Below are 22,921 nucleotides of genomic sequence, written 5' to 3' on the forward strand. Positions count from 1 at the left end.
AAACGACCCCACTTCATCCTGTGAAGCAGAGCCGTTTCATAAGCATAAAACTTATTTTGGGTGTGTCATTTCTTCCGGTACAACATATTTATCAAATTCTTCTTCCGTTAATAATCCTAATTTAACTGCTGTTTCTTTCAAAGTTGAATTCTCTTCAAAAGCAGTCTTAGCTATTTTCGCTGCATTTTCATAGCCAATATGCGGGTTTAATGCTGTAACGAGCATCAACGACTCATTTAAATGCTTATCAATTACTTCATGATTTGGCTCGATGCCAATAGCACAACGGTCATTGAATGATACGATACTATCCGCCAACAGCCCGGCAGATTGTAAGAAGTTATAAGCTATCACTGGTTTATAGACATTAAGTTCAAAGTTTCCTTGGCTTGCAGCAAAGCCTACCGCTGCATCATTCCCCATTACTTGAGCAGCGACCATTGTTACTGCTTCGCTTTGGGTCGGGTTCACTTTACCTGGCATAATCGAGCTTCCTGGTTCATTTGATGGAATCGTTATTTCACCGAGACCAGAACGCGGACCGCTTGCGAGCCAGCGCACATCATTTGCAATCTTCATCATATCTGCTGCAAGCGCTTTTAAAGCACCATGTGCAAATACGGTTTCATCATAGCTTGTTAAAGAATGAAATTTATTTTTTGCAGTTACGAAATCTTTCCCTGTATAGTCACTAATTTGTTTTGCAACCCGTTCAGCAAATTCCGGATGGGCATTCAGTCCAGTACCTACTGCTGTTCCGCCAAGTGCCAATTCTTTTAATTCCGGAATACTGCTCTTGATCATACTTTCTACTTTTTCGAGCATTCGATGCCAGCCACTAATTTCCTGCCCTAGTGTCAGTGGTGTTGCATCCTGTAAGTGCGTACGCCCAATTTTTACAATATCAGCAAATGCATCAGCTTTCTCTTTCAATGTCTTTTTCAGTACATCTACAGCCGGTAATACATGATCCTCAAGCTTTAAAACAAAGGCAATATGCATCGCTGTTGGGTATGTATCATTTGAGCTTTGGGATTTGTTAACATCATCATTTGGGTGAAGACGTAAATCACTTCCCTCTTGCTCCAGCCACTCGTTACCGATAAAACTAAGTACCTCATTTACGTTCATATTCGATTGTGTACCGCTTCCAGTTTGCCAGACGACTAATGGAAAGTGTTCATCAACACGACCCGCTAATACTTCATCTGCTGCATATTCAATTGCATCTGCCTTTTTTTCATCTAGAAGCCCGAGTGCACTATTCACTTTAGCTGCACTCTTTTTCAATACAGCAAAAGCTTGAATAATTTCTTTCGGCATCTTTTCTGTACCAATTGGAAAGTTCTGCTTACTTCTTTGTGTTTGTGCTCCCCAGAATTTATCTGCAGGAACCTTAATTTCCCCTATTGTATCTTTCTCCAAACGATAATCCAATTCGAGTTCCTCCCTGTAATATGATGATACCTCCTATATTGTATCAAACTTTTGCCGGAAACTACACTTCTTTACATTCCCGGTTCCTTGAGCGTCAATTGACACAAATTTGTACTACTACGGGGGTGATACGGTGGAATTTTACTATATACTATATAAAAGATAAACGATTACTAATAAAAAGGAGGAAATCACGATGCCAAATATATGGACGCATATTCTCTTTTGTGAAGATGTGATTGATACAGTTGGAAAATTACATCCATTTTCACAGCAGATTGAGAATTATATGAGATTAGGTGCTCAAGGGCCAGATCCTTTTTTCTATTATAACTTTTGGCCGTGGGTAAAGGATGAACCGGTTCATCAAGTAGGCACATCCTTGCATACGAGTCAGTGTGGACCATTCCTCCTCGATATGATTGCAGCCGCTAAAAATAAATCCAAAGAGGTAAAAGCGTTTGTTATCGGCTTTGTCACCCATCATGTACTTGATCGTAATACACACCCATACATCCATTTCCGTGCTGGTTATGAAGGTAATGACCACCAACGATTAGAGATTCAAATCGATACACTGATGATGGATAAATACCATAATTTAAAAACATGGAAAACTCCTGTCTATAAAGAAATTGATATTGGAAGAAAGCTCGACTCCCGGATTACAAGGCTGTTAGCAGCACTAATAAATAAAAACTATCCAAGCTTAAGAAGAGATGATGATACTTATATTCAAAAAGCATACCGGGATATGCTGCTCGCATTAAAAATATTGTCAGATCCTTCTGGCATTAAAAATAAATTACTTGGAAACTTGATCTCCGCTTATTCCCATCAGCCAATTCGTAATAATGTCGATTACTTAAATTTAAAGCATACGACATGGTTCCACCCTGCAACGAAGGAACCATCTAATAAAAGTTTTATTGAACTTTATAATGAAAGCCGTGTGGAAGGTATCGATATTGTAACGGAGGTGTTGAATTACTGGGAAAAAGGGGCTTCCTTTTCCATGGAAAAATTGAAAGACTTAATTGGAAACATTTCCTACGATACAGGAAAACCCCTCGAACTCGGATTGGTAAATAAATATAGCGAACCGATTGTGTAAAACCAAAAAAAGACCGGAAACCGAATCCCAGTCCTTTTGCTTTCATACAGCGAAAGTGCAAGTTCTACTGGAGGTTCGCAGTCCAGACACCTCTCGCTTTCCGCGGGCGGCTGGTGAGCCTCCTCGCAGGCAAGCCTGCTGCGGGGTCTCACCAAGCCTATCCTCCCGCAGGAGTCTCGAGGTGTCTGGACTGCTCCGAGGAAAGGTCGAATTTGAATTACTGTTTAATGTTCTGGAAAAGTATACTCCTTATCGTGATGGAATAATTTCTAATTAAAATAACCATCTTACCAGTTCAGTTACCCGGTGGACGGTGACTCCTGCGGGAAAAGCACGAGTCTGGAGACCCCGCAGGGCGGTAGCCCGAGGAGGCTCCAGCTGTGCCTGCGGAAAGCATCCGTCCACCGGGCAACTGAACGGCGATTAGAGCGCCTTAATTAGTGAAAGAGCAGACACTTACGCTGTATGAAAGTAGCAGTAATTTGATTAGATTATTCGTTCTGATATTTTAGATGTGAAAGTTGTCATTTGGGTTTTACTTCTACTTTGCCTTCCAGTTTTATTTACTGCCCCGCTTCTTGAATGCCTTTGTCTACATCGACAAAGCGTAATAAAATAATCCCCGCGATAAAGAAGAAGATGAGGGAAAGGATGCCATAGCGGCTGTTGCCCGTTATTTGTCCAATGAAAGCAAAGAGGAACGGTCCGAAAATAGCAGCAAATTTGGAAGAAATCCCATAAAAACCGAAGAATTCTGCATGTTTATTTTTCGGAATCATCCGGCCAAAGATAGACCTGCTAAGGGATTGTGCACCACCTTGCACCATTCCAACAGCGATTGCTAAAGCATAGAAATGAAATGCTGAAGTCATAAAGTAGCCAAGAACAGTAATCACCATATACGTGGCAAGTGTAATATATAATGCTCTTTTTGCCGTAATTTTTGATGCGAGCCAGCCGAAGAAAAAGGTAAAGGGGATCCCAACAAACTGTGTAATTAATAACGCAACAATCAGATCATTACCGGCAATTCCGATCTCAGCCCCATAAATCGTCGCCATCCGCATAATTGTAGAAATCCCATCATTATATAACCAAAAGGCAAGCAAGAAAATCAAAACTTGCTTATACTGCCTTATTTGCTTGAATGTATCTCCTACTCGGGAAAATCCAATAGCAATATACGATTTATTCTTTTTTACAATAACCTTCTTCTCTTCTTTAATATTCTTGAATAATGGAATAGAAAATAATAGCCACCAAATACCGACCGAAGCAAAGGATAGTTGGGTCGCGATAACCGTATCTTTTAATCCGAACCAGTGCGGATTCAATATCATTAAAATATTTATTGTGAGGAGAATGCCCCCACCTATGTAACCATAGGCAAATCCACCGGAAGATACCCGGTCCATTTCCTCTTTTTCCGCTACTTCAGGCAGGAAACCATCATAAAATATATTCCCGCCGGAAAAACCAATTGATCCGACGATAAACAGGACGGAGGCAAGTATATAATCGCCTTCTCCTACGAATGCTAATAAAATACTTGCGATTATTCCCATGAAAGCAAAAAATTGCAGGAATTTCTTTTTTGCTGCGGAAAAGTCACTAATTGCGCCTAATATCGGGGCTAGAACTGCTATTATTAGAACTGAAATAGACTGGGAATAACCCCAATAGCTTGTTGCAACTCCCTCATCAAGTCCACTTGCGGCTACGTTTGAATAGTAGACAGGTAGTACTGCTGCCATAATGGTTGTTGCAAATGCGGAGTTACCAAAGTCGTACATCATCCAGCTTCTTTGTAATTTCTTTTTATCTTCCACCCAATCGCCCCCCTTTTGCCACAAGCATAGCAAAGACTTTACTAACTCGGGTTTCCCTCAGCAAAAAGTTTACAATCATTTAACCTAAGCTAATGATTGTAAACTTTTACTGTTATTCCCAAAGATATTGTTTATATTGTGCACTTAGTTCTTCAAATGCTTTAATATCGTTCGTTTCCAGGGCGCTGTTAATTGCTTCTTCCAGTTTAGCACGATTGTATTCAAAACATATTACATCCAAATTTAATCTAGCTTGCAAACGGATTTCATAAGGTATTTCTTTTTTAGCTTGGACTGGCTTTCCACTGTATCTGAAAAAATGCAGAGAGACTTTTTCTTTTTTCATGGGAATGGCCCCCTTTACTCTTTCTTTTATTATCCTAAATTTTCCGAATAAAAGCAACATATTTGTTTTGTTTACTACATGAAACTTCCTTCCAGTTAGCCAAGAGTGATAGCTTCGTGCGTTTCTTTTTCTCTGGACCCACACGAATCACATTTGGTAAACTATTGAAACTAGATATATTGGAGGACAGCTTAATGAATCATGCAGATAATTTAAGACTTGCTGAAAAAGGTGCTTGGATAAGCATTATCACATATCTTACACTTTCCATCATTAAATTATGGATCGCAACCTGGGGTAACTCACTTGCCTTACGCGCAGATGGTTTAAATAATACGACGGACGTCATTGCATCGATTGCGGTACTTGTTGGTTTACGTATTTCCCAAAAACCGCCAGATGAAAACCACCGTTATGGACATTACCGTGCGGAGACGGTTGCCTCTCTTTTTGCAGCATTTATTATGATGTTTATTGGGATTCAAGTAATTTATGACACAGTAAGGAAATTTATAACCTTTGAGGTGGAGGAACCGAGCATGCTTACTGCCTGGACAGCATTAGGGTCCGCCGTCATCATGCTGTTTGTTTTCCTTTATAATTTGAGATTGTCGCAACGATTAAACAGCCAAGCATTATTTACTGTTGCCCAGGATAACCGGTCAGATGCGCTTGTTAGTATTGGGGCATTTATCGGAATTATGGGAGCACAGTTCGGCATCTACTGGCTAGACCCACTCACTGGGACACTAGTTGGATTAATCATATGCAAGACTGCTTTTGATATTTTCAAGGATGCAACATTAACACTAACCGATGCATTTGATGAGGAAGAATTAGCACTGATTAAAAAGACGATTGCGAATGTATCAGAGGTAGAGAGGGTTGTGGATGTGAAGGGCAGGATCCATGGCAGTCAGGCATTACTTGAATTGACAATTCTTGTTGACGCCGATTTAACCGTGGAACATAGCCATAAAATCACAGAAAGAATTGAGAAATACTTAGCAAAAAAACATGGAGTCACCCATGCTCATATTCATCTTGAACCATTTTATGAAGGTTTAAAGGAGGACTCTGCAGAAAATCAACGCTCCTAAAATGCTTAACAAAAAGAGACTACCCTTTTCTCTGAGTAGTCTCTTTTCATTTTCTTAATTATTCTTTATCCTGATCCGTCAAGATTAGCGGACCATCCTTTGTAATAACGATTTGATGTTCGTATTGTGCGGAGCGACTTTGATCAACAGTGCGGGCGGTCCAATTATTGGAATCCATCTTACTCTCCCAAGCACCCTCGTTAATCATCGGTTCGATCGTAATGACCATTCCTTCTTTCAGACGTAAACCTTTATTCGGTAATCCGAAATGAGGAACATTTGGATCTTCATGGATTGTTGGTCCAATACCGTGTCCTGTAAAATCGCGGACAACAGAGAAGCCTTCACCTTCCGCATACGTTTGGATTGCATGTCCTATATCACCAATCCGATTTCCAACTTGAGCTTGTTCTATCCCTTTATAAAGAGATTTCTTTGTGACATCCATTAATCGAAGTCCTGCTTCATCAACATTCCCAACAGCATATGTCCAGGCAGAATCAGCAAGTCCACCGTTTAAGTTAACAACCATATCAATCGTTACAATATCTCCATCCTCTAATTTCTCTTCCCGCGGGAAGCCATGACAGATTTCATCATTAAGGGATGCACAAGTTGCATACGGATAGCCATTATAACCCTTTTGCTCTGGAGTTGCTCCATGTTTCCTCATAAACTCCTCCGCAAAAGCATCTATCTCCATCGTAGTAATTCCCGGTTTAATCATTTTTGCTATTTCCTTGTGACATTGTACAAGTATATCCGCTGCCGCTTGCATTTGAGCAATTTCACGAGCGCTTTTTCTAGTTATCATTTTAAGCCTACCTTTCCAATTTTCTATCTTAATTAAGTTCCCATTTATTTTAAAGTTAGAAGGAGCAAATTTAGTTTCCATTCTCCAGTCTACCATAATTTTAATGATCTTTCAGTTCAGACGAAAGAGTTGGTGTGTATGAACAACCAATACCATGTGAAAACCGCATGCATCCTTTTGAATACATACGGCTTTTTTGTACCTTCATTTATACAATTTCAGTTAACAATAATATCCTCCACACCCGTACCTAGGTCCACTGTATGCTGTTCCGATGATGATTAGCAGGATAAATAGTACAACAAGCAGTGCGAATCCTCCTGATGTGAATCTGCCATCTACTCCTCGGCATTCTTTTTTGCTCATAGCATTCCCTCCCTATATTCTAGACTACAATAATGTATGCATGCCTATAGAATATGGGAGGGCGAATGACTAATTTTTTTCAGTCCCTATGTTCAGATATAATCATTAATATAATAAATCTCACCGTTCCTCACATCTTCGTCCGTAATAATATCGATAAGGACACCGGCCACGAGATCGGCTTGCCTTAATGAGTTGTTTGCTTTATAGTCTTTAAACTTTTCAATTTCAGCGAACTGCTCCTTCGTGGCTGAACGGATTTCCGTTTGCATGTCTGTATCCATAATTCCAGGACTGAATGCAATAATACGATTACCTGTCTTCAATTCTTCTTGCTCAAGGGCAACTGTTCTCGTGTACATGTTCAGACTTGCTTTTGTTGAGCAATAGGCACTCCAGCCAAAAATTGGATTCTCAGCGGCTCCAGAGCTCACGTTTGCAATAACGAGCGGTATTTCGAGTTCCTTTTGCTTTTTTAAAAAATAATTCGTAAGGACCATTGGAGCAATCGAGTTGATCATCACGTGGTCAATCAGTTCCTTACTCTTTAAATGCTGCGACTGATCAATCGGGTGAACAACTCCGGCGTTATTTAATATAAAGATCGTTTCAATTTCCTGTTCCGCATTTCTCACCTTTATCTCTTCATCGATAAGTCGGGCCGTTTCTTCGAGTTGTGGAATATCGGATACATCACAAGCAAAATGCTGATAAAACTGATTGTTTTCTTTAGCAGTTGTCGGTAAGCGCCTATTCTCCGACCGGGAAATGCCGATCACATCTATCCCCGATTCCAAAAGAAGATTTGCAAGTGAAGCTCCTAGACCTCTGGAAACTCCTGTAATAATTGCAAGTTTCGCCAACTTTATTCCCCCTTATAAAAAACAATTCCTTATTGTTCTTTCACTTTCCGCCAATAGTACACAAGTGTTTCCATCCCTTTATCAAAACTATCGAGCGGGAAGCTTTCATTTGGTGAATGGAGACGGTCCTCTGGTGTCCCGAAACCAAGTAAAACAATTGGCATACCATAGATTGCGTCAATCCATTCTACAACTGGAATAGAGCCGCCCATGCGAACGTATACAGTTTCTTTTCCAAATGCTTCTGTATAACTTTCAGCAGCTTTCTGAATGAGCGGGTGATCTGGCGCTACCTTATATGCTTTCGATGAAAGTTTTTCCTTCTTCACTTCCACCGTTACCCCACTTGGTGCATGTTTATATACATGGTCCTCAAGTAATTGCTGAATCTTCTCCGGATCCTGACCTGGAACAAGTCGACATGTGATTTTCGCGGTAGCATCCGTTGGAATAATCGTTTTCGTTCCTTCTCCCTGATAACCACCATACATCCCATTCACTTCAAATGTCGGGCGTCCCATCGTATGCTCCTCAGGTGTATAACCTTTTTCAGAAACCGTTTTAGGAATTCCAGTTGACTCTACAAAGTCTTCACTAGGTGCTTTTTTAATTAGTTCCCGTTCTTCTTGTGTCAATGGTTCGACGTCATCGTAAAAACCATCTACTGTAATTACTTCGCCTTCATTCTTCATTGATGCCAGTATATGACTAAGAGCCATGATCGGGTTCCGAACCGCTCCCCCGTACATCCCAGAATGCAAGTCATGATCTGGTCCAGTCACTGTTATTTCAATCCCAGTAAAGCCTTTCAGACCGTAAAGAATTGTTGGCTGATTTTTCGCAATCATTCCGGAATCTGAAATTACAGCAAAATCAGCTTGGAATTTCGCTTTTTGTTCCTGTAGGATCTCATAAAGATTCTCACTGCCAATTTCCTCTTCGCCTTCGATACATACTTTAATGTTTACCGGTAGCACTCCTTCTGTTTTCAAATAAGCTTCGAAAACAGCAAGATGCATGAAAACTTGTCCTTTATCATCACTTGAGCCACGGGCATAAAGCCTACCGTCACGAACTTCCGGCTGAAATGGGTCACTTTTCCACTGTTCAATCGGATCAACCGGTTGAACATCATAATGTCCGTAAAAAAGAACAGTCGGTGCATCGGACCCTGCTCCGTTATACTCACCATAGACTAGTGGGTGACCGGAAGTTTTCTGTTTTATAACCTGTTCAAAGTTTAGTTCCTCCAAGTAATCGACTAAGAAGTCTGCCGCTTTTTCCACATCTTGTTTATATGTAGAGTCTGTGCTTACACTTGGAATCGATAAAAAATCGTTCAATTTCTTAAGTAAGGCTTCCCTGTTTTCTTTTAAGTATTGAATTACCTTTTCGCTCATTTCATTTTCCTCCTTTAAAGGGTGGCAGGTGTGAGCATTTGGGCAAATGCTCACACCGTGATCTTGATTTAAAATACTTCATGCCATTCATTTCTTTTTTCCAGCATTTTTTCTGCGATTTCTTTTGCGCCTTCTAGGCTGTGGCTTGCTGCCCAGCCGCATTGGACTTCGTTACATGCTGGTACTTCGTCAGCTTTCAAGACGTCTTTCAATGTTTTTTCCATGACATCCATAACTTTTTCATCTGTCGTGTTATTAATAATTGATAAGTAAAAACCTGTTTGGCATCCCATTGGGCTTAAATCAAGCACGTTTGGCTCATGGTTTCTTATATTTTCTGCCATGAGATGCTCTAGGGAATGAAGCCCGGGCATATCCATATGTTCCTTATTTGGTTGTTTAAACCGGATATCATATTTATAAACTTTATCGCCTTTTTCCCCTTTTGTTACGCCTGCGAGTCGGATATATGGTGCCTTTACCTGCGTATGATCGAGATTAAAGCTTTCTACATTCATTTTCTTTACCATTCATATCTCTCCCTCTGCAATCTTGTATCTTAAATCATACACTAAAAACGCAGTATCTAAAAGCAATTCAATAGTAATTCACATAACCTTCGAATTACTTACATACAGCGTAAGTGTCTAGCTCTTTCAGTTTTTTGGCGTTCTAATTACCGTTCAGTTGCCCGGCGGACGGCTGCTTTCCACGGGCACGGCCTCAGCCTCCTCGGAAGAAAACCGCTTCCTGCGGGGTCTTCGGACTCGTGCTTTTCCCGTAGGAGTCACCGTCCGCCGGGCAACTGAACTGGTAAAGAGCGTTATTATTAATGGAAACTAACCCACCACTATGATAAACGATCTAATTTCTAAAAATGAAAAATAGTGTTCCAAATCAGGCTTTCCCTCGGAGCAGTCCAGACACCTCGAGACTCCTGCAGGAGGAAAGGCATAGGCGAGACCCCGCAGGGCGGTAGCCCGAGGAGGCTCACCAGCCGCCTGCGGAAAGCGAGAGGTGTCTGGACTGCGGACCCCGAGACGATAGCTGCACTTACGCTGTATGTAATCAAAAAAAGCATGCTAATTCAATGATCAGCATGCTTCTTGTTTATTTTATCGTCCGGCATTTTCAGGGAAGAGCCTGTCTAACATTGTGCCGATTTGATCAAAGAACCCGCCGATAGGGCGTCCTTGGTTCAAATCATCAGCATAGTTCGTAGTTAAATCAAGAAAATCGGGATTCGTTGAAACATAAACATTATCTATATCTTCGTCAACAGAACGGACGATATCACCAATTTTATCTTTAATTTCATCTGATAATTCATCATTATCATATCCGTTATTCTGGTTACGATTCTCCGTACGGTTTTCACGATCAATATCCAAATCTGCCGCAACATAAGCATTATTCCTCATCGTAAGGACATAAGCATTGTCAATCTCATCAATTTCATTCGTAATTTTATCTGCAGCTTCTTCAGCTATTTCATACCGGGATTCACCATCGTTTCCATCATTCCTGCGGTTATCATCTCCAATCCCGTTATCATCCCTACCCCAGTTATAGTTATCGTCTGTAACTCGGTTTTCATCATTTCTAGCCAAGTTATCGTCTCTACCCCGGTTATCCCTGTTCTGATTCCTATCCGCATTGCGCTCCATCACATAGTCCCTATCATCATTAGCGATTCCGTCACCAGTATTTCGATACGTTGTTGGATTAACGTTTGGATTATTTGTTCCTCGCTCTGCATTATTTCCGCCTTGACATGCTATTAGAGCTAGGACGAGCACAGCAAATATACTTAACAATTTCCACTTCATTCGTAAATTACCTCCTTAACTATTTGCCCTTAGTATGTTTCGTACGAATGAGTTTATTCTGGATTTCGGTCATCCTTTTTTTGGTACGGAGACCATATTTGTAGGTGGGAGGTAAGAGTGGAACTGGGAACAATACAACTAACTGCTAAAGAGTTAGGAGGAGAGAGATGATTCCTGATTATGATAAAGCATTGTATTATACACTTTGGGGACAATGGGATGAATTGTTAGTTTTGATGGTTCGTACAAATGACGACTTTTTATCAAAGAAAATTGAACATTTTTTAAATGCTTACCACTACTCTTTGGATGAGGATAAAATTATGCATTCACATGATCAATTGCTGTATTATCTCGATCATGCGATGCGCAATAATGAGGATGCTACGATTTATTTAGAGGTATAAAAATACAATTAGTCCAAATACTTGCTTTAGAGTGTTTGGACTTTTTTAATATTCCTTATTTAATTTCTTTATTTGGAAAGGTTCTTCAGGGATTGTATCTGTAAAGTAGAACGAATGGATCTTATCCATTTTTTCTTCATCGATTTTAATTGTTTCCAGCAGTTCTTCCTCATCAGACTGAATAAGTGTCGCGAATTCCTCATTCATTGATATGTCGTTTTCCATGGCACGCTCTCTTACTTCACCTGGTACACGGAAAGCGGTGTATTGCCAATCGGTATTTTCTGTTTGGAAGTATTCTTTAATATTATTTGTTATTTCCATTTTTTCATCCGTTGTATAGCTAACCCCAATAAGAACTTCTTTTCTTTCAAACGTATCACAGCTGCCAAGTATTTCAGATAGTACTTCTTGGAAATTTCTATGTTCCAATCCATTCAACTGTGAGACAAGACCTTCTGCATCTTGGTTAAGTGCAGTGATGTCAAGAACACTTAGATTCTCATCAACCTTCAGCTCGATACTCGGATTAATATCAATATTTACGTAAGCGTATGTATGATCTTCATTAACAAAATACAGCATAGAGAACAAACTCAGAATTAAGATAAGGCATAAAGAAATAAGCTTTACGTTCCAGCGTTTCCTTTTCCGGGAACGGACCTTTGATATATACCTGTTAAAATAAACTTCTTCGCCAACCGAAGTTTTTTCGTCATAAGGGACAGCTTTTTCAAAGGATCCGTCAGCAGTAAGGACAATGACAAAATTCCGATGTTTCTCCATGATGATTCCTTTCCTCACTGCTACCCCTCCTTTATGTACTCCTTTAGATATAAAAAGTTTTCATCAAAGATTATAAACATCGCTAAGATATACTTTCTGTTTCTTTCGAGTGTTTTCTTACTAACAGGTACACGACTTTCCATTTTTTTAATTGGTAGTTTCTTTTTGGTTTTTACATATTCCCTAAGTTCTTCATCTTTTATAAGCATACGGGCAATTTGTACAGATGTTTCTCTCGTATTTCGGTGTTTCGGAGCAATTTCCGTCAATTCAAGGAGAGATAGATTATATTCCTCCAGCTTTTGATGATATTCCAGCGTCTCTTCCCGGCGATTAAGGGCTAACTGCTCATCCTGATATTGTTCAATGACAGCCGAAATCTCAGCAGGATTCTCCATCGTTTCCTCATCATACGTTTGATCGAATGACACGATATGCTGTCGCCTTGCATTATACCGGATATAATCAATAACCTTCCTTGAAACAATTAATTTAGCAAAAGAAAGAAACGACGAACCTTTCGCCGGTGAATATAAAAATATCGCTTCATTAAATGCTGACAACCCAATACTGAATTCATCGTCCCGTAATGGATCAATATACCGTTTGCACACTTGGGATACAATCTTCACCATGAACGGTTGATAGGACTTCAAGAGGTAGTCATGCATTTCTTTATCTCCCTGTTGCACTTGCATTACGATGTCTTCCAGGGGTACCTGATCTGTCTGGTTAGATAATTCCATTGCCAGCACCCCCTGCTACTACTATATATTTCGTTTCTCTGATTACTTTTTTGGGTGTAGTATCTATTTGTTTTAATTCTAGGTAGTTTTTATTCAAAATTATCTTTTTCATGTTTCTCCCACCAGTTTTTTTCTCTTTTTGGAACAATTTTATGACTTATGTATTACTTATCTTACCGTTTTTCTATCTCAAACGGTTTACAGCCCGATTAAAAATGTATTACTTATTCAAATGAGCCAGTTCCCTTGCTGGATAAGAACGAAACATAAGGGCTTTATTCCCGGGAATGGTGGTATTTCGGAGTTGTCCTGTACGGGGAGTTCTTAATAGAACATCTTCTTTACCAGTAGGATATCAAGGTATAAAGCCCTTTTAGGTTTAGGTTCCTGTACTTCTTTTTATTGGAGTGATTTCAATATATCTTCATGACTTGGGTAATTCGTCTTGTCTGCGAATTGCTCAACCGTTTCATCAAGATAGACATCACCTTCATACCAATCAACTGAAGTAATCCGATCAATTGCGTAAGGGTAATAATCTTTAACCATTACATTACTACTTGTTATAATAATATACTTCACATTCCAATCATCATCATATATAAAATTAGCGACTTTACCAAGTTTCCCATTTTTCCCATGGACACGGGCCTGCATGATTTCTTCATAGCTGCGCAGATTATTATCCCGATGCTGCCTTATTAATTCTTCCTCGTCCGCATCGTACACCGGGTTTGCGATTCGCTCATACCATTCTTCTTCGTTACTTCCTACTCTTCCAAGTGGCCGCTTTTCACCACTCAGAATTACATCATCTGGCCAGTAACGGGTCCAGCCAAAATAGTTGAAGAGCTGATTTTCTTTATCCCTCGTTAAATCCGTTCCTTCTGGGACAGGAGGACTGTTTTTAATCGTATTTTTGTCATATTCTACTTCCATTGCTTCCTTCTCTGTATTTACACCGATAAAAATGTCCGGTGGAAGCAGGACTTTCCGTTCAGGCAGCCATTTTCTTGTATCGACAATAACGTAGCGGATCTTCCAATCGTTGTCATCAATATATATGTCTTTAATTTTTCCCATTTCTCCATCTGTTGCGTCGATGTTATAAGTCAACAATAGAGATGTCAAATAATACATACATTTCGCCTCCATTCGGGTTTTTCTTCTAATTGTTTCTTACCCGATAAGGCTGTGGTTAAACTAGTTGACATGATCGTAATAATAGTCGATTGGAACGAATAGACCCACTCTGCCGTGGATATCGTGATTCAATGTTGCAAAGATGACGCCAATCACCTCTCCATTTTCCGTAATAATTGGACTCCCGCTATTCCCCCGGTAAACCGGGGCCTCGATCATTAAAACCGGTTGCTCCCAACTTGATAGCTCTGTAAACCCGATAATCGTTCCTTCATTGGCAATCCCATTAAAGCGGAGCGGGTTACCAATGAAATTAATTTTTTCATTTTCTGAAAAAGTTGTCGCTTCAGCAAGAGTTAGGTGAGGGAGTTCCTCTCCGTCCACTTCCACAACCGCCAAGTCGACATCAGGATAACTTGCAACAACTTCCCCCCGATGAAGCCCATGCTCAGGGAATGCTACTGTAACGAACGTCTCCCCTTCAATGACATGATGGTTGGTGATAATTGTTCCTTTATCATTAATGGAAAAACCAGTACCCTTCCCGTCTGTCGTTTCAATTACAACGACTGCTTTCTTATATTCCTGAATATCCGTTTGCTGGGATAATTTCATTGATGTCTGTAAGAAATCAATTGCCGGAATTGAAAATGTTTGAGGAAGTAACGCAATCACATTAAACAGCATTGCTAAAGCGATTACCCAGAAGACCCACTTTGGAAAAATACTTTTTGCCGGGGCTTCTCTCCGCTCCTTTGCACGCTGCAGTGCCTTTTCTCGCTCCTCTTCCACAAGTTCTAATAATTCTTCTTCATCTATTTCTTCATAAAGATCCGTATCAATAATATTATCAATTTCTTTTTCTTCCCGATCCTTCTTTTCCATCATGCACCCCGCCTATGACACACTCGCTCGTGTTCTGCCTTGCTGCATTTGATACATTTGATAGTATAAACCTTTCGCTTCAATAAGTTTATCATGGTTCCCCTGCTCTTTAACAGCCCCATGGTCAAGGACGAAGATCATATCTGCCTCTTGAATCGTTGATAAACGGTGGGCGATGATAAGCGTTGTCCGGTCCTTTTGCAGAACTTCCAATGCACGCTGAATGATGCTTTCCGTTTCTGTATCCATATTTGCAGTTGCCTCATCTAATATTAAAATCGCTGGATCAAATGCGAGGGCACGGGCAAAGGAAATAAGCTGTCTTTCACCTAAAGAAAAAGTACTGCCATCTTCCGTTACGATTTCATCATATTTTGCTGGCAGTCTTTCAATAAAACTTGCAGCTCCAACTGCTTCCAGTGCTTGGATTGCCTTCTCTCGTGAAATACGGGGATCATTCATTGTCACATTCGTCAGGATTGTTCCCGTAAATAAAAAGGGATCCTGAAGCACAATTCCCATATGACTTCTTACTTGCTGTCTTGACCATTCGATTATCGAATAACCATCAATTGTTATTTCACCTTGGTTCGTATCATAGAAACGGAACAACAAGTTCATAATCGTACTTTTCCCCGAACCTGTATGACCGACGAAGGCCGCTGTCTCGCCAGGCTTTACTTCAAAAGAGATATCTTTTAACACATCATCGACACCGTTATATGAAAAGGTTACCTTATCGAAAACGACATGTCCCCGGTACCGTTGGATACTTTCTGTATTAAGCATTTCTCCCTCATGGTCCATCAGTTCAAATACTCGGTGACCTGCTACCCGCGCTTGCTCTATCAATGGGAGCTGATTCACAATATCTGTCACCGGCTCAAAAAGCCTAGTTATATAATCAACGAAAGCATACAGCATTCCAATCGATAGGACACTTGTTGCATGGAGAGAACCGGAACCGAAATACCAAATAAACCCAACAAAGGTGAGATTACGGAAAACCGTCACTAAGTTATAGGAGGTGAGTGCACTTAATCGGACTAATTTCTTCTGGTACGTATAATGTCTTTCATTTAACTGTTCAAATTCTTCCTGCGTTTGTTTCTCCTGATTAAATGCTTGAATAATCGTCATTCCTTGAATCGCTTCATTAATCTTTCCATTTATATCACTGATCGTCTTGCGAATGACTTTATTATATTTCGTGCCAAAGTATTGATACCCTTTCATCCATAAATAAATGAGCGGAATAACGAGAAGACACATCGCTGCTAGCTTCGCATCAAGAATGAATAAGGCAATAAAAATCCCTGCCATATAAACGAGGCTGGAAACAACGATGGATAATACCCGTTCATATAAATCACGGATTGCCTCTGTATCATTTGTTATTCGTGCAACAATCGTTCCTGCTGGTCGATCGACAAAGTAATTGATCGGAAGCCGTTGTATATGACTAAATAAGTCCATACGCATTTTTTTAATAATTTGATTGGAAGCTTGTTGCAACAAGTAAGTTTCAAAGAATTGAAAGACACCTGCTAAAAGTAACAGCACCATATAAAGAGCGAGTAAGAGAATGATTGGACGTTGCTCCGGATAAAAGAAGGCGTATGATTCACTAAAGTTCAGTCGCGTTGCCTCATATTCTGCCGTTTCCTCACCGAGTTCAATTGCAATTACTCCATCATTTGTAATATCTCTTGTTCCCTGTAGCGGCACTTCGTTTTCAATAAGATAATAGGAAATACCGATTTGCATTACCGTAAGTGGTTCCCCAACAATATTATCGTCCGTGTCCAGGCGGTCGACCCGTTTATATAACTTATCATTATACCTAATTGTATAGCGGTCTTTCTCCTCTGTTACCTCCTGCCAGTATCCTTCCACCCCTAGAATATGATCGTCGATTACAGTTTTTGCAATCAACGGACCGGCAAGTTCCAACGTAACAGCAATTGCAAGACAGATTAAGCCAATCAAGATACCTTTTTTATAATGCAATGCATAGCGGAAGAGACGCCTTTCTGTTGAAGGCTTTTTCATCGTACTCACACCTCCGTTCCTTCCAGTTGTTGCTGTTCGTACTGGTGCTTATACCAGCCATTATTTTTCATCAATTCTTCATGATTCCCCTCTTCAACAATTCGGCCTTGTTCAAGAACGATTATATGATCAGCATGTGTAACAGCCGACAGACGGTGCGCAGCAATGAACGTTGTTTTATTTTTTTCTTTCGTTCCGTAAATTTTTAATAATCATCGCTTCCGTCTTGCCGTCAACTGCAGATAAGGAATCGTCAAGGATTAATATTTCCGGTTCTTTAATAAAGGCTCTAGCAAGTGCAACCCGTTGCTTCTGGCCACCGGAAAGCGTAATTCCACTTTCTCCGACTTCTGTATCAAGTCCATTCGGAAGCTGCTTCAAATCATTCAAGAAATAGGCAAGATCTAAAGCTCGATAAATTTCCTCGTCGGTTGCTGCTGATTTACCAAACTGAATATTTTCCCGGATTGTTTTTGAAAACATCATTTGATCTTGTGGAACATAACCAATCCAACTGCGAAGATTGGCTAAGTTCAATTTATCAATCTGGATCCCAGATAAAGTAATTTTACCTTTCATACCAGGGTACTGGCGGAGCATGAGTTTGAAAAAGGTTGTCTTCCCTGCACCAGTCTTACCAACTACACCAATTGTTGCACCTTTAGGTACGTGTAAATTAATATCTTGCAGTTGATTATAATTCGTATCCGGATAAGAAAAGCTGACCTGTTCAAAATCAAGCTGAGAAATACTACTTAGTTCCTGAGCTGCTTCCGGGTTCGTTACATCCGCTTTATAATTCAATGTAGCATCTACTCGGTCGAGGGAAGCATTTCCTCGCTGCAAAATATTAATCAGCTCGCCTACCGCAAACATTGGCCAAATAAGCATTCCAAGATATACGTTAAAAGTCACTAGATCGCCAAATGTCAACTGATTTTCAAAAACAAGAAATGCACCATAACCTAACCCGATCGTATAAGATAGACCGACTAAAATTTTCATCGTTGGTTCGAATAATGCGTCGATTTTTGTCACTGCCATATTTTTGAGATAGACATCTTCTGTCATTCTGCCGAACCGTTGCAGCTCTTGTTCCTCTTGAACAAATGCCCGGATGACCCGTACTCCACGAACCGATTCAAGCACGTCATTATTCATCTCGCCAAAAGCTGCTTGGGCTTTCATAAACCGCGCATGAATTGCTGCACCATATTTATTCATGATAAATGCCATTACTGGTAATGGTAGTAATGCTGCCAATGTCAGCTTCCAACTGATTGTAAATCCCATCATTGCAATAATCATCAACATGAAAATACTCGAATCAACTAACGTCAACACACCGAATCCTGCCGTTTGACTTATCGCTTTCAGATCATTTGTCGCCTGGGCCATCAAGTCACCTGTCCGATACTTTCCAAAGAAAGTCGGCGTCATTTTTAAAAAGTGTATCATCAATTTCGTCCGCATCCACTTTTCGAGAATCACTGCCCCACCAAACAATGTGTAGTCCCATAAGAAAGAAATCGTATAATGGGCAGTTAATAAAACGATAATGATAAGGATAATCGACTGGAGCAACTCCATTGTCAATGTATTGAATTGAATCTGATCAATGGTAAATCCAATTACTTTCGGCGGGATTAATCCGATTGCACTTGCGGTACATAAAGCAATAATTGCAAAACTATATCGCTTCCAATAATGTTTAAAGAACCAACTCAGTTTTTTAAAGACACCAAACATCCCTTCACCTTCTCCAATTTTAATAAATCTCCTAATTACTTCATTCAGCGTAAGTGTGTGCAACCTTCTCCTGGAGGTCCGCAGTCCAGACACCTCTCGCTTTCCGCAGGCGGCTGGTGAGCCTCCTCGTACGCTTTGCGTACTGCGGGGTCTCACCTATGCCTTTCCTCCTGCAGGAGTCTCGAGGTGTCTGGACTGCTCCGAGGGGAAAGTCGAATTTGGAACACTATTTTTCATTTTAGGAATAGAACGCTGATCTTAGGGTGATAGTTTCCATTCATAATAATCATCCCTACCAGTTCAGTTTCCCGGAGGACGGTGACTCCTGCGGGAAAGCGGAGACGATGAGACCCCGCAGGAAGTGCTTTTCTTCCGAGGAGGCTCAGCGCGGAGCCCGCGGAAAGCATCCGTCCTCCGGGAAACTGAACGGCGGTTAGAGAGCCAGTCTGGAGAACGCGCAAAATACTTACGCTGAATGAAAGTAAACATAATAAAAAAACACACGGATGGTTGGTGATTCGTGTGTATCGGGGTAACGGAAGTGGAAGAATATTTCTGATTCCGTAATAAGTATAGTATCTTAATTTTTAATAGTCAATCTATTTTTATTCTGTTATGATAACACTCTAATGCGGCATAGTTTTAGGCACAAAAAAAAGAATATCTCAAACTCCTTGAGTTATTCCAAAATATACTTATATCGGATGTTGGTAATTTATTCTCTATTTACTACGCGTTGCTGTCGTTCTTTCCCAAAGTTGATCATTCGTTCCACTTTTTCAAAACTCACTTCTGTGGCTACAGATATATCCTTTATGGAGACAAAAGGGTTTTTCTTGATGAAATTCCAAACTTGTTCGCTTTCCTTAAGGCATGTCTGGCACAACATAAAAGGACTGTTATCCATAGATTCCTGGCATAATCGGCAATTTCGAACAATTTCTCTCATCATCTTTCACCCCTTATTTAGTTTTCTAGTTCATCATACCCCATTATTTTAAATAATACAAGCATTATTTTAGAATTTTGCAAAAAATGATACTTCTGTATTACTTAGATCCCATACTAACTACTCATGAATTTTATGTCTTTTATTTATTTTGTCGAATTTCGGGTGTATATTAAAATGGACAACTGGATAATAAAACTACCATCCCAGTTGCCCATTTTTTATCTTTTCTCTACTTCCTTAATAATTTCAATCACACGGTCGCGGGTCGTTCCCGGTTCAAATTGCTTCATCTTATCATGAATGACGGGTGCTGTTTTTACAAGTTGAAGTAATTCCTCCGTCAATTTATCTGGGGTTAGTTCTTCTTCTTGAAGTACGCGGGCAAATCCTTTTTCTTTAAACGATCTTGCATTGACAATTTGGTCTCCTCGGCTTGCTTCAAGCGATAATGGGACAAGTAACATCGGAATACGGAGTGCTAAGAATTCATATATTGCATTGGATCCTGCACGCGAAAGAACAAAGTTAGTCGCTGCAAAGATATCACGTAATTCTCCATGGACATATTCAAATTGTGCATAGCCCAAGGCATCAATTGTTGAATCGACTTTCCCCCGACCGCAAATATGAATAATTTCAAATTGCTGCAACAATTCCTGTAAATTAATTCGCACTGCTTCATTAATAATTTCCGAACCGCCGCTTCCTCCCATGATAAGCAAGACTGGTTTTTCTCCTTTTAATCCAGTGAACTTCAGGCCTTTTTGTCTATTACCAGTAAAGAGTTCTTCTCTAATGACCGCACCAACATATTCCCGTTTTTGTTCCGGAAGAAATTCAAGTGTTTCTTCAAAAGTAGAAAGTACCTTCTTCGCAAATGGTATCGATAATTTGTTGGCAAGACCTGGTGTGTAATCCGACTCATGAATAACAGCTGGAACACCGCGCAGTTTAGCGGCAATTACGACAGGAACAGAGACAAAACCACCTTTCGAAAAAATGACGGACGGTTTTCGTTTGCCGATAATCCCGTAAGCTTGCATTGTTCCTTTTAATACTTTAAACGGATCTTTGAAGTTTTCTATCGACATATAGCGTCTTAACTTCCCCGTTGAGATTGGATGGTACGTTACACCTTCCAATGGTTCAATTAAATCCCGTTCGATTCCTTCATAAGAACCGATATAATCAATCTCCCAACCAGCCTGTTGATATACTGGGATAAGGGCTAAATTCACAATCACATGACCGGCAGTTCCCCCACCGGTGAAAAGAATGCGTTTATCATTCTCCATCTAACGCTCTCCCTCTCTTTATTAGAAAACTTGGTTATCACCAAGTCTTTCGGTGACAACCTTAGTTGCACTTATGCAGTAAAAAGATTTATACTTATCTTTCCGCCATAATGCCATATCCTTCAATTAGTTTATATGAAATAGCAGTAAAAAGGAAGGATAAAGTGAAACTTCATTCAGCGGGGAATTCCTTACCTCCCCACTGAATGTTAATTGAACAGAATCAGGGATTTACGGACTGTATATCCCCCACCTTCACATCTTGGGCTTCTCTCTTGTCTAGAAGTAGGGGTATTACAGACCGTTAATACGTGATAAAGTGAAACTTCATTCAGCGGGGTATCCTTCCCTCCCCACTGAATGTTAGTTGAACAGAATCAGGTATTTACGGACTGTTTACCCCCTTCACATATTGGGTTTCCCTCATGTTTAGAGATGGGGTATTACAGACCGTTAATACGTGATAAAAGCAAAAGCGAATCTATCAGGGAGAGTCCCTAATAGATTCGCTTTTAAAAATTTCAATTAACCTATTAACCTTCAAGCAATAAATCGTATGGATCTTCTAGCATTTGTTTAATACGGACAAGGAACTGTACTGCATCTTTACCATCCACAATACGGTGATCATAAGAAAGTGCCAAGTACATCATCGGGCGGACTTCAATCGTATCATCAGGCATAACAACTGCGCGTTTTACAATGTTATGCATACCGAGAATTCCTACTTGCGGTGCGTTCAGAATCGGAGTCGATAACATCGATCCAAAGATACCACCGTTTGTAATGGAGAATGTTCCTCCTTGCAGGTCGGATAAGGATAGTTTGTTTTCCCTTGCCTTTATACCAAGGTTCATGATCTCTCGCTCTACTCCCGCGAAGTCCAGACGATCTGCGTCACGGACAACTGGAACGACGAGTCCTTCTTCTGTTGATACTGCAATCCCGATATCATAGAATTTCTTAATAACTAATTCATTATCTTGAATTTCTGCATTGAGCAATGGGAATTCTTTAAGTGCACCGACAACAGCTTTCGTGAAGAAGGACATGAAGCCAAGTTTTACTCCATTCTTCTCAAGGAATTTATCCTTCCGTTCCGCACGCAATTTCATAATTGCCGACATGTCGATTTCATTAAATGTTGTAAGCATCGCCGCTTCCTGCTGAACATTTACAAGGTTTCTTGCAATCGTTTGACGACGGCGGGTCATCTTCACGCGCTCAACTGGCTTCGTAAACTCCGTCTTCTCTTGTTTTGGTGCTGCTTCTGCTTGTTTTTGCGCTTTTTCTGCCGCTGCAATTTGTTGTTGTGCTGCCCGCTCCACATCTTCTGGACGAACACGTCCTAGCGGATCAACTGGAGAAATTGAACTTAAGTCAATATTTAATTCACGCGCACGTTTTCTTGCTGCTGGTGTTGCAATTACGCCGTTTGTACCTGCTTCTTCTGACTCCACCACTTCTGGTGCTGCATCAGTTTCTTCTTTGGCAGCGGGCGCTTCTTCTTTCACAGGAGCTTTTTCCTGTTTCGGCTCTGATGTGCTTGTTGCACCTGCTTCTGCATTTTCATCAAGCTTGCCAACAACGTCCCCTACCGTTACATCTTCGCCTTCTGGTGTTAGTATTTCTGTAATAACTCCGGTAAACTCCGAATTAACCTCAACGTTTACTTTATCTGTTTCAAGTTCAATGAGCGGGTCGCCCTTTTCTACCTTTTCCCCCTCTTTAACTAGCCATTCTGCGATTGTACCATCTGTGATTGATTCAGCTAATTCTGGTATCTTGATATCTTGCACCAGTAACTC

21 protein-coding genes and 1 pseudogene are annotated in these 22,921 nt (G+C 40.4%); 3 read left to right on the forward strand and 19 right to left on the reverse strand.

What is annotated here, in order from left to right:
• Nucleotides 1–51: 51 nt before the first annotated feature.
• Entirely contained in the window at nt 52–1,437 is a 1,386-nt protein-coding gene (gene fumC / locus SPD53_RS12380) for a class II fumarate hydratase (RefSeq protein ID WP_336252752.1), read from the reverse strand.
• A gap of 196 nt (nt 1,438–1,633) precedes the next feature.
• Between fumC and SPD53_RS12385 the strand changes: the two genes are divergently transcribed.
• Nucleotides 1,634–2,551 (forward strand): zinc dependent phospholipase C family protein, encoded by a 918-nt coding sequence (locus SPD53_RS12385; protein WP_336252753.1) that lies wholly within the window; start codon nt 1,634–1,636, stop codon nt 2,549–2,551.
• Nucleotides 2,552–3,114: 563 nt separating this feature from the next.
• On the opposite strand, the gene SPD53_RS12390 is transcribed toward SPD53_RS12385, so the two are convergent.
• A complete protein-coding gene (locus tag SPD53_RS12390) occupies nt 3,115–4,380 on the reverse strand; it encodes an MFS transporter (protein WP_336252754.1) in 1,266 nt (421 codons plus the stop codon).
• 112 nt (nt 4,381–4,492) lie between these two features.
• Nucleotides 4,493–4,726 carry an IDEAL domain-containing protein gene (locus tag SPD53_RS12395; RefSeq protein WP_156854672.1) on the reverse strand — a complete coding sequence of 78 codons (234 nt, stop codon included), beginning with the start codon at nt 4,724–4,726 and terminating at the stop codon, nt 4,493–4,495.
• Between the two features lie 194 nt (nt 4,727–4,920).
• On the opposite strand from SPD53_RS12395, the gene SPD53_RS12400 reads away from it, so the two are divergent.
• The gene (locus SPD53_RS12400; protein ID WP_336252755.1) at nt 4,921–5,826 is read left to right on the forward strand and encodes a cation diffusion facilitator family transporter; all 906 of its coding nucleotides are present in this window, start codon (nt 4,921–4,923) and stop codon (nt 5,824–5,826) included.
• 58 nt (nt 5,827–5,884) lie between these two features.
• On the opposite strand, the gene map is transcribed toward SPD53_RS12400, so the two are convergent.
• The 6 genes from map to SPD53_RS12430 all read right to left on the reverse strand — a co-directional run bounded on the left by map (nt 5,885) and on the right by SPD53_RS12430 (nt 11,098).
• Nucleotides 5,885–6,640, reverse strand: a complete 756-nt coding sequence (gene map, locus SPD53_RS12405; RefSeq protein ID WP_188857848.1) for a type I methionyl aminopeptidase — start codon at nt 6,638–6,640, stop codon at nt 5,885–5,887.
• A 222-nt stretch (nt 6,641–6,862) separates the two neighbouring features.
• Complete coding sequence (locus tag SPD53_RS12410) at nt 6,863–7,006, reverse strand: YjcZ family sporulation protein (RefSeq protein ID WP_156854676.1); 144 nt, start codon at nt 7,004–7,006, stop codon at nt 6,863–6,865.
• 92 nt (nt 7,007–7,098) lie between these two features.
• Nucleotides 7,099–7,869 (reverse strand): (S)-benzoin forming benzil reductase, encoded by a 771-nt coding sequence (locus SPD53_RS12415; protein WP_156854677.1) that lies wholly within the window; start codon nt 7,867–7,869, stop codon nt 7,099–7,101.
• A gap of 29 nt (nt 7,870–7,898) precedes the next feature.
• A complete protein-coding gene (locus tag SPD53_RS12420; RefSeq protein ID WP_336252756.1) occupies nt 7,899–9,269 on the reverse strand; it encodes a dipeptidase in 1,371 nt (456 codons plus the stop codon).
• A gap of 68 nt (nt 9,270–9,337) precedes the next feature.
• Nucleotides 9,338–9,799 carry an S-ribosylhomocysteine lyase gene (locus tag SPD53_RS12425; RefSeq protein WP_336252757.1) on the reverse strand — a complete coding sequence of 154 codons (462 nt, stop codon included), beginning with the start codon at nt 9,797–9,799 and terminating at the stop codon, nt 9,338–9,340.
• 585 nt (nt 9,800–10,384) lie between these two features.
• Nucleotides 10,385–11,098 carry a YhcN/YlaJ family sporulation lipoprotein gene (locus tag SPD53_RS12430; RefSeq protein WP_156854680.1) on the reverse strand — a complete coding sequence of 238 codons (714 nt, stop codon included), beginning with the start codon at nt 11,096–11,098 and terminating at the stop codon, nt 10,385–10,387.
• A 167-nt stretch (nt 11,099–11,265) separates the two neighbouring features.
• Here SPD53_RS12430 and SPD53_RS12435 point away from each other — a divergent pair, with 167 nt between their 5' ends.
• On the forward strand, nt 11,266–11,505 hold the full coding sequence (locus SPD53_RS12435) for a YhdB family protein (protein ID WP_156854681.1): 240 nt from the start codon (nt 11,266–11,268) through the stop codon (nt 11,503–11,505).
• A gap of 45 nt (nt 11,506–11,550) precedes the next feature.
• On the opposite strand, the gene SPD53_RS12440 is transcribed toward SPD53_RS12435, so the two are convergent.
• The 10 genes and pseudogenes from SPD53_RS12440 to odhB form a co-directional block, all read right to left on the reverse strand.
• Nucleotides 11,551–12,309, reverse strand: coding sequence for an anti-sigma factor domain-containing protein (locus SPD53_RS12440; RefSeq protein ID WP_156854682.1), 759 nt, complete (start codon nt 12,307–12,309; stop codon nt 11,551–11,553).
• Nucleotides 12,310–12,311: 2 nt separating this feature from the next.
• A complete protein-coding gene (gene sigI, locus SPD53_RS12445) occupies nt 12,312–13,037 on the reverse strand; it encodes an RNA polymerase sigma-I factor (protein ID WP_156854683.1) in 726 nt (241 codons plus the stop codon).
• Nucleotides 13,024–13,149: a hypothetical protein gene (locus SPD53_RS12450; RefSeq protein ID WP_255454331.1), complete on the reverse strand. Its 126-nt coding sequence runs from the start codon at nt 13,147–13,149 to the stop codon at nt 13,024–13,026. Before SPD53_RS12450 ends, sigI begins: the two co-directional genes overlap by 14 nt.
• A gap of 287 nt (nt 13,150–13,436) precedes the next feature.
• Nucleotides 13,437–14,177, reverse strand: coding sequence for a PRC-barrel domain-containing protein (locus tag SPD53_RS12455; protein ID WP_336252758.1), 741 nt, complete (start codon nt 14,175–14,177; stop codon nt 13,437–13,439).
• Nucleotides 14,178–14,240: 63 nt separating this feature from the next.
• Nucleotides 14,241–15,065: a S1C family serine protease gene (locus SPD53_RS12460; RefSeq protein WP_336252759.1), complete on the reverse strand. Its 825-nt coding sequence runs from the start codon at nt 15,063–15,065 to the stop codon at nt 14,241–14,243.
• A 12-nt stretch (nt 15,066–15,077) separates the two neighbouring features.
• Nucleotides 15,078–17,117: an ABC transporter ATP-binding protein gene (locus tag SPD53_RS12465; RefSeq protein ID WP_336252760.1), complete on the reverse strand. Its 2,040-nt coding sequence runs from the start codon at nt 17,115–17,117 to the stop codon at nt 15,078–15,080.
• Between the two features lie 5 nt (nt 17,118–17,122).
• Nucleotides 17,123–18,866, reverse strand: a pseudogene (locus SPD53_RS12470) (ABC transporter ATP-binding protein).
• Nucleotides 18,867–19,581: 715 nt separating this feature from the next.
• Nucleotides 19,582–19,815, reverse strand: coding sequence for a hypothetical protein (locus SPD53_RS12475; protein WP_188859156.1), 234 nt, complete (start codon nt 19,813–19,815; stop codon nt 19,582–19,584).
• 221 nt (nt 19,816–20,036) lie between these two features.
• Nucleotides 20,037–21,113, reverse strand: coding sequence for an undecaprenyldiphospho-muramoylpentapeptide beta-N-acetylglucosaminyltransferase (locus SPD53_RS12480; RefSeq protein ID WP_188859158.1), 1,077 nt, complete (start codon nt 21,111–21,113; stop codon nt 20,037–20,039).
• Nucleotides 21,114–21,646: 533 nt separating this feature from the next.
• Nucleotides 21,647–22,912 carry a 2-oxoglutarate dehydrogenase complex dihydrolipoyllysine-residue succinyltransferase gene (gene odhB / locus SPD53_RS12485; protein WP_336252761.1) on the reverse strand — a complete coding sequence of 422 codons (1,266 nt, stop codon included), beginning with the start codon at nt 22,910–22,912 and terminating at the stop codon, nt 21,647–21,649.
• Nucleotides 22,913–22,921 lie beyond the last annotated feature (9 nt).

It is taken from the genome of Oceanobacillus sp. MO10714A (assembly GCF_037072045.1).
GTDB lineage: Bacteria > Bacillota > Bacilli > Bacillales > Amphibacillaceae > Oceanobacillus > Oceanobacillus indicireducens.